We start from the raw sequence: 7,148 nt of genomic DNA, 5'->3' as shown, positions 1-7,148 counted from the left end.
ACCCCCACTCGCCGAGTGTGTGGCTTGTGTACCCGCTGACGCGATTCCTGGGCCAAGGGCCCCACACTCGGCGCGCTTGCTGTAGACCCCCACTCGCCGAGTGTGTGGCTTGTGTACCCGCTGACGGGATTACCTGGGCCAAGGGCCCCACACTCGGCGCGCCTGCTATCGGCGCCCGCTCGTCGGCTCCAACACCTCGGTGCCCACGAAGGGCACCAGCGCGGCGGGCACGCGCACACTGCCGTCCGGCTGCTGGTGGTTCTCCAGGATGGCGACCAGCCAACGGGTGGTGGCCAGCGTCCCGTTGAGGGTGGCGGCGGTCTGGGGTTTGCCGTTGTCGTCGCGGTAGCGGGTGGACAGCCGGCGCGCCTGGAAGGTGGTGCAGTTCGACGTCGACGTCAGCTCGCGGTACGCACCCTGCGTCGGCACCCACGCCTCGCAGTCGAATTTCCGGGCAGCCGACGAACCCAGGTCGCCCGCCGCCACATCGATCACTCGGTACGGCACCTCGATGTGTGCCAGCATCTCGCGCTGCCAACCCAGCAGCCGCTCGTGTTCGGCCTCGGCGTCGGCGGGCTTGCAGTAGACGAACCCTTCCACCTTGTCGAATTGGTGCACCCGGATGATGCCGCGGGTGTCCTTGCCGTAGCTGCCGGCCTCCCGTCGGAAACACGACGACCAGCCGGCATAGCGCAGCGGCCCACCGGAGAGGTCCAGGATCTCGTCGGCGTGGTATCCCGCCAGCGGCACTTCCGAGGTGCCGACCAGGTACAGGTCGTCGGCCTCCACGCGGTACACCTCGTCGGCGTGGGCGCCCAGGAATCCGGTGCCGGCCATGACTTCGGGGCGGACCAACACGGGCGGGATCATCGGTATAAAGCCGTTGTCGACGGCCACTTTCAGCGCCAGCTGCAACAGACCCAGCTGCAGCAGCGCGCCCCGGCCGGTCAGGAAGTAGAACCGCGAGCCGGACACCTTGGCGCCGCGCTGCATGTCGATCAGGCCCAACGACTCCCCGAGTTCCAGGTGGTCCTTGGGGTTGTCCAGCTTCGCCGGCTCGCCCACGACGTCGAGCACGACGTAGTCGTCCTCGCCACCCGGGGGAACGCCATCGAGGATCACATTCGAAATCGCCATATGCGCCGCGACGAATGCCGCCTCCGCTTCGGCTTGGCTGCTTTCTGCGGCCTTGACCTGCTCGGCCAGTTCTTTGGCGCGTTGCAGCAATGCCGGGCGCTCGTCGGGTGACGCCTTGCCGACGCTCTTGCTGGCGGCCTTCTGTTCGGCGCGCAGCGCATCCGCCGCCGAGATCGCCGCCCGCCGGTCGGCGTCCGCGGTCAACAGCGCGTCGACCAGCGCCGGATCTTCTCCACGGCTGCGTTGAGAGCGGCGAACGGCGTCAGGGTCTTCCCGGAGTTGCTTCAGGTCGATCACGGCCGCAAGACTACTTTTGCTGCTGGCCAGGCGCGCCGAGTGTGTGGCGTATTGCCCTGGTTTCGCATCGGCGGGTGCGTAGGGCCCACGTTCGGCGGGCGGGCGTCCGCTGGCGGGCGCGCCGAGTGTGTGGTGTATGCCCTGGTTTCGCATCGGCGGGTGCGCAGGGCCCACGTTCGGCGGGCGGGGGCGAAAGCCGAGTCAGGCGTCGACCGTCTGGCGGGCCTGCTCGTGCCGGCGCTGCCGTTCGATAGTGGCGAAGTAGAAGGCGAACGCGAAGGCGAAGCTGGTGAACAGGCTGCTGACGAAGTACAGCCACGGCCGCTTCAGCCCGCGCCGATAACCGTCGATAATCGAAAACAGCGGCAGCAGAATGACATTCGCGATCGTGTAGTCCTGCCCCGCTGAGCCTGCGGCCGGGTTGACGAACATCAACTGGATGTACTGCGCCCAGCTCCCGTCGCCCCAGATTGGATTGTGCACCCCGGTGATGCCGTGCGGCGCGTACTGCTGCACGAAGCGGATGTTGAAGTACCAGCCCAGGGCGATCGAGGCGATGCCGACCCCGTAGTACACCAGTTCCAATGGCGAGAACGCCGGTCCGCCTGAGGGCCTTGCGTAGACCGCGGGGTTCGACCTGACGATCCAGATGATGACGGCGATGCCGAGGACAGCGTGGAGGAGTAGCGACACCATTGGCGCAGTCTCACCCCGGCGCCAAAGTTTTGTCAATATTGTCAAAAAAGACGCAAAGACAACTTGGTATCTTGCTCGAATGGTCAGGCCCGCACAGACCGCGCGCAGCGAACGCACCCGCGAGGCGCTGCGCCAAGCGGCACTGGTGCGGTTCCTGGCCCAGGGTGTGGAGAACACGTCCGCCGAGCAGATCGCGGCGGATGCCGGCGTCTCGCTGCGCACCTTCTACCGCCACTTCAGCTCCAAGCACGACCTGCTGTTCGCCGACTACACGGGGTTGAACTGGTTCCGCGCCGCGCTTGAGGCCCGACCCGCGGACGAACCGGTGATCGACTCCGTCCAAGCCGCCATCTTCGCATTTCCGTACGACGTAGAAGCGGTGACGAAGATCGCCGCACTACGGGGCGGCGAGATTGATCCGAGCCGGATCGTGCGGCACATCCGGGACGTCCAGGCCGACCTCGCCGACGCCATCCAGGTGCAACTGCAACGGCGCAGCCGATCGGCGGAACAGCTGCCCGATGCCAAGCTGCGCGCCACGGTGACCGCCCGGTGTATCGCGGCGGCAGTGTTCGGGGCCATGGAGGCGTGGATGCTCGGGGAGGACCGATCGCTCGGCGAACTGGCCCGGGTGAGTCACGTCGCCCTGGAGACCCTGCGAAACGGCATCACCGACACCTGGCACCCGGGACAAGTTTCGTCATAATTGACAAAACTTGTGGCACCGTGCCAGCCTCCAAGTCTGGGAGGTCGAGAGGTCGTCTGAGAGGTCTCGGAAAATGTCTGACTACGACGCGATCGTGATTGGCGCGGGCCACAACGGGCTGACGGCAGCGGTGCTGTTGCAGCGGGCCGGCCTGCGGACCGTATGCCTGGATACCAAGCTCTACGCCGGCGGCATGGCGTCCACCGTGGAGTTGTTCGACGGCTACCACTTCGAGATCGCGGGATCGGTGCAGTTCCCCACGTCGGCCGAGGTCATCGGTGAACTCGGTCTGGATACCTTGCCGACCGTGGACCTCGAGGTGATGGCGGTAGCGCTGCGCGGTGTCGGCGACGACCCGCTGGTCCAGTACAGCGACCCGATGAAGATGTTCGCTCACCTCAACGAGGTACACGGCGCCGACGCCGTCGCCGGCATGGGCGGGTTGATGATGTGGGCCCAGGCGCCGACGCGCGCATTGGGCCGGTTCGAGGCGGGCACCCTGCCGAAGACGTTCGACGAGATGTATGCCTGCGCCACCAACGAATTCGAGCGATCGGCGATCGACGACATGCTGTTCGGGTCGGTCACCGAGGTGTTGGACCGCTATCTCCCGGACCGCGAGAAGCACGGCGCCATCCGGGGCTCGATGACCATGCTGGCCGTCAACACCCTGTACCGCGGGCCGTCGACGCCGGGCAGTGCCGCGGCTCTGGCCTTCGGCCTCGGGATGCCGGAGGGCGACTTCGTGCAGATGAAGAAGCTGCGCGGTGGCATCGGCGCGCTCACCGCGCACCTGGCCCGACTGTTGGAAGCCGACGGCGGCGAGGTCCGACTGCGGTCCAAGGTCATCGAGATCCTGGTTGACGGGGGTCCGTCCGGGGCCCGGGTCAGCGGCGTGCGCACCGAGGCGGGTGACACCTTGACCGCGCCCATCGTGGTTTCGGCCATCGCTCCCGATGTCACCATCAACGAACTGATCGACCCCGCGGCGGTGCCGTCGGACGTCCGGGACCGTTACGCGCGAATCGACCACCGCGGCAGCTACTTACAGATGCACTTCGCCTTGGACGAGGCGCCGCGTTTCGTCGCGCCCTACGAGGCGCTCAACGACCCGAGCATGCAGGCATCGATCGGCATCTTCTGCACACCCGAGGAAGTCCAGCAGCAGTGGGAGGACGCCCGTCGGGGAATCGTGCCCGCCGACCCGACCGTCGTCTTGCAGGTCCCGTCCGTACACGATCCCGACCTCGCCCCGCCGGGCAAGCACGCCGCATCGGCGTTCGCGCTGTTCTTCCCGATCGAAGGCGGCGCCGACTACGGCCAGGCGAAGATCGAGATGGGCCAACGCGTGATCGACAAGATCACCCGGTTGGCGCCGAACTTCGAGTCGAGCATCATCCGGCACACCACCTTCACGCCGCGGCACATGGGGGTGATGTTCGGGGCTCCCGGTGGCGACTACTGCCACGGGTTGCTGCACTCCGACCAGATCGGTCAGAATCGACCGGGTCCGAGAGGCTTTGTCGGCCAACCGATCCCGATCGAGGGGCTGTACCTGGGCAGCGCCGGTTGCCACGGTGGGCCGGGAATCACCTTCACCCCCGGCTACAACGCGGGCCGCGCGGCGTTGGCGGACCGTTAAGCCCGGTCTTTTTCCCGCTTGAGCAGATCGTCCAACAGGGCGGTGAAGTCGTCGGGGCGTGCCGGCGTGCAGGCCGGCTGCGGACGCTCGCCGGGGACGTCGAAGGTGATCAGCGTCGACTTCAACGGCCGGTACGTGTCCAGCGGCAGCCAGCGGCGCCGGTTCAGGTCCGGGCTGCCCCAAATGTTGAACCGCGCCATGAACAGACCCAGCGGTTCCGCTTTGTAACCGCGGATCTTGCTCACCGGAATGACCTTGGCGGTGCCGGACGGAAAGTCGTACCGACGCAGCGTAATGGCTTGGCGGTCAGCCTGAATCACGCCGTCGTCATAGAACTGCATCATGCGCGCGAACTCCGTAACTCGTGACCGCGGGTGGTGAGGCAGCGCCCGTCATCGAGCCGCCACTGCCACCCGTGGAGGTTGCAGGTCAGCGTGTTCCCTTCCACCACACCAAATTTCGACAGGTCAGCTTTCAGGTGCGGACAGCGGCGCTGAATCTCCCAGCCGTCCAAGGTGATCGAGGCGGAATCGTCATGCGTCTCGGCGAACCAGCCGTCGGCGTAGGCGATCCGCTCGTCGGTCAGGCACTTGAAGAACGTGTACAGGTATTCGTTGTAGCCGCCTACCCGCCAGGCCTTGAACCGGGTGGACAAGAAGATGGTGTTGACCCAGTCGGGTTCCTGGTCGCGTAACACGGTGCGAACGAGTTCGGGCTCGATGGCAAACCCGTACCGGAACTTCTCGTCGGGAATGGGTTCCCGCACCGTGCGTTTCGGAAAGTCCAGGACGACGGTTTCGGGGCCGAGCACCAATTCCACCGGATAGCCGATCCCGTCGCAGATTTCGTTGCTCTGCAACATGATCGGTTCGAACAGCGCCCGCAGCGGTTCCAGCAGCGGCTCCCCGGCGGCCGGGGCCCAGGTGGCCTTCTCCGCGGCCAGCACCGGCGCCATCCGCTCGGCGTAGTCCGCGATATACGCCGACTTGCCGGTGGTGAAGATCGCCTCGACCTGGTCGGTGGGCAGCGGGTGGGTAAGCGAATTCAGCGTCGTACCAGTGAAATCCGCGACGGACCCGGGGATCATCAACAGGCCGCCATCGTGGCCGTGGGTGCGCATCTGGTCGAGGAAGACCAGCTGGTCGGGGAAGATGTTGGCCGGGTCGCCCTGGTCGTCGTTGAGGTGACGCAACTCGGGGTCCAGGAAGCACGGCGGTCCGGCCGACGGCACCACCCACGTCGCGCCCACTTGCGCGATGTACTGGCGCGCGCGGTCCATCTGCCGCTGCCGCTTCTGGGTGCCGAACGCCTCCTTGGCGCGGGCGGGCATGTCGTAGACCATCGGGTACCAGATCGCCCCCGAGTACTGCAGCAGATGCACGTCGATATGGCCGAAGTCGGCGGCCAGCACGTCGAGTTCGACGGGCCGCGCGTCGTTCATGTTGAACACCGTCGTCTCGCCGTCGGAAACCACCAGCGCCGAGTCGCCGATCGGGCCGTCGGCGGGGGCGCGCAGCGCGATGATCATGATGTCGAGGTCGCCCTTGGGGCCCGACACGCGGTGCTGGACCGAGTCGGTGGTCTCGAAGAACCGGTGGAAGCCCAACTTCCGTAGCTCGTTCTGCAGGTCGGGGACCGGGAAGTCGGGCAGCAGGACGACCGCGTCCTTGTTGACGTGCTCGGTCAGCAGCTTGGCGTCGAAGTGGTCCTTGTGCAGGTGCGAGACATACAGGTAGTCGCAATCGCCCAAGGCGTCCCAGTTCAGCGCGCTGTTGTCCGGGAACGGAAACCAGGACGCGAAGTACGCCGGGTTGACCCAGGGGTCGCAAAGGATGTTGCCTGCCTGGGTCTGGATGAGAAAGCCGGCGTGGCCGACGCTTGTGACCTGCACAAATGCCTTTCAGGTGACGGTTGGATCCGCCACGAGCTTAGCTTGCGTCAGAGGTCCGGGTCTTGCCACAGCCGCTGGTAGTAGTCGATGCGCAGCGGGTCGGGTTCGATGCCGTAGGCCGCGAACAGTTCCGCCTCCCAGTTGCGGCCGGGGTAGTTCCAGCCCAGCGAAAGGGCGGCCACGGCCAGGTCGGCCCACCGGTCGGCCACACCGAGCTCGCCGAAGTCGACGTGGCCGCAGTACCGGCCGGCGTTGTCGAGCAACGTGTTCGGCGCGCACGCGTCACCGTGGCAGACGACCAGCCGATCGATCGGCGGGGGGTCGGGAAGGTTGGCACGGTGCGCCGGGTGCAGCACCGGCAGGCGCGTCTGGACCGACCAGTCGAACGGACACGACGACACCGGCAGGCGGTCATGGAGTGTGCGCAACCCCACCCCGATCGCGCGGACCGCGATCTGCGGGTTCGCCCGCCAGCGGGGGTGCACCGCGGACAAGCCGGGCAGGCCGCGGGTATGCAGCCACGACCAGTCGCCGTCGAGTCCGAAGTCCAGCACCTCCGGTACCGGGATGTACTGGCCGGCCCAGCGCAGCCGGCGTGCTTCGTTGGGGAAGTCGGCCCACTCCTTGGCAACCTTGATGTACTCGGCGCCGGCGCCCACCCGGAAGGTGAGACCGCCCAATTCGTTGCGCCAGATTGCGCGTACCGGCCGGCCGGCGGCCAGGCGGTGTACGACCGCAGGCAGCTCCGGTGGCGACGACGGAAAGGACACCGGCACCCC

At 66.8% G+C, this 7,148-nt stretch carries 7 protein-coding genes; 2 read left to right on the top strand and 5 right to left on the bottom strand.

Annotation, left to right across the window (positions count from 1 at the left end):
- Window positions 1–165 precede the first annotated feature (165 nt).
- Window positions 166–1,434: a serine--tRNA ligase gene (serS, locus tag BST27_RS22690; protein ID WP_069422312.1), complete on the bottom strand. Its 1,269-nt coding sequence runs from the start codon at window positions 1,432–1,434 to the stop codon at window positions 166–168.
- Window positions 1,435–1,635: 201 nt separating this feature from the next.
- Complete coding sequence (locus BST27_RS22685) at window positions 1,636–2,130, bottom strand: DUF2834 domain-containing protein (RefSeq protein ID WP_069422311.1); 495 nt, start codon at window positions 2,128–2,130, stop codon at window positions 1,636–1,638.
- 79 nt (window positions 2,131–2,209) lie between these two features.
- Here BST27_RS22685 and BST27_RS22680 point away from each other — a divergent pair, with 79 nt between their 5' ends.
- Both BST27_RS22680 and BST27_RS22675 read left to right on the top strand, forming a co-directional pair.
- Window positions 2,210–2,836: a TetR/AcrR family transcriptional regulator gene (locus BST27_RS22680; RefSeq protein ID WP_069422310.1), complete on the top strand. Its 627-nt coding sequence runs from the start codon at window positions 2,210–2,212 to the stop codon at window positions 2,834–2,836.
- A 73-nt stretch (window positions 2,837–2,909) separates the two neighbouring features.
- Complete coding sequence (locus BST27_RS22675; protein ID WP_069422309.1) at window positions 2,910–4,478, top strand: phytoene desaturase family protein; 1,569 nt, start codon at window positions 2,910–2,912, stop codon at window positions 4,476–4,478.
- On the opposite strand, the gene BST27_RS22670 is transcribed toward BST27_RS22675, so the two are convergent.
- Genes BST27_RS22670 through BST27_RS22660 form a run of 3 tightly spaced genes read right to left on the bottom strand, consistent with a single transcriptional unit; the run spans window position 4,475 to window position 7,139 of the window.
- Window positions 4,475–4,822: a hypothetical protein gene (locus tag BST27_RS22670; protein WP_069422308.1), complete on the bottom strand. Its 348-nt coding sequence runs from the start codon at window positions 4,820–4,822 to the stop codon at window positions 4,475–4,477. The genes BST27_RS22675 and BST27_RS22670 overlap by 4 nt on opposite strands.
- Entirely contained in the window at window positions 4,819–6,369 is a 1,551-nt protein-coding gene (locus BST27_RS22665) for an MBL fold metallo-hydrolase (protein ID WP_069422307.1), read from the bottom strand. Before BST27_RS22665 ends, BST27_RS22670 begins: the two co-directional genes overlap by 4 nt.
- Window positions 6,370–6,416: 47 nt before the next feature.
- Window positions 6,417–7,139 carry a phosphotransferase gene (locus BST27_RS22660; protein WP_079220164.1) on the bottom strand — a complete coding sequence of 241 codons (723 nt, stop codon included), beginning with the start codon at window positions 7,137–7,139 and terminating at the stop codon, window positions 6,417–6,419.
- Window positions 7,140–7,148: the final 9 nt, after the last annotated feature.

This window comes from Mycobacterium intermedium, from assembly GCF_002086275.1.
Taxonomy (GTDB): Bacteria; Actinomycetota; Actinomycetes; order Mycobacteriales; family Mycobacteriaceae; genus Mycobacterium; species Mycobacterium intermedium.
This window is presented reverse-complemented; position numbering and strand designations above follow the sequence as displayed.